1 pseudogene is annotated in these 546 nt (G+C 59.0%); it reads left to right on the forward strand.

What is annotated here, in order from left to right:
• Positions 1–546 (forward strand): annotated as a pseudogene (locus OKB81_RS20730) (IS4-like element ISAeme4 family transposase); the annotation flags it as partial.

Genomic DNA, 546 nt, shown 5'->3' on the forward strand with positions numbered 1-546 from the left:
CGTCAGAGCGCCAGTTCCTGCCTGAGCCCGAGCGGCTCAATAACAGCCTGCTGTTGGCGGACGCGGGTTACATCGATATGGCCTACTTTGCGAAACTAAACGAGGCGGGCGGTTTCTATCTGGTCAGGGGTAGTAAGAGCCTGAACCCGAAGATTATCCGGGCATGGCGCGGTGACGAACGGGAAGTGCCGAAGCTGGCGGGCCTGTCACTCAAGGATGCTGGACGGCGGCACTGTCGGGCAGAGGTACTGGATATGGTGGTGAAATCGGGCAAGTTCGAGTATCGGCTGATCCGACGCTGGTTTGCCGAGGAGAAACGGTTCTGTATCTGGATGACCAATCTGCCACGAGAGGCATGGCCAGCAGAGCGGGTGATGAGCCTGTACCGCTGTCGTTGGCAGGTGGAGCTGCTGTTTAAGGAGTGGAAGTCGCACAACCGGCTCAAGGGCTTTGTGACAGGTCAGAAAGCCATTGCCGAGGGGCTGGTGTGGGCCAGCCTGTTGTCGCTGGTGATGAAAAGACGGGTAGCTCAGACGCTGATGGGGG

It is taken from the genome of Aeromonas sp. QDB56, from assembly GCF_027705505.1.
Classification (GTDB): Bacteria; Pseudomonadota; Gammaproteobacteria; order Enterobacterales; family Aeromonadaceae; genus Aeromonas; species Aeromonas caviae.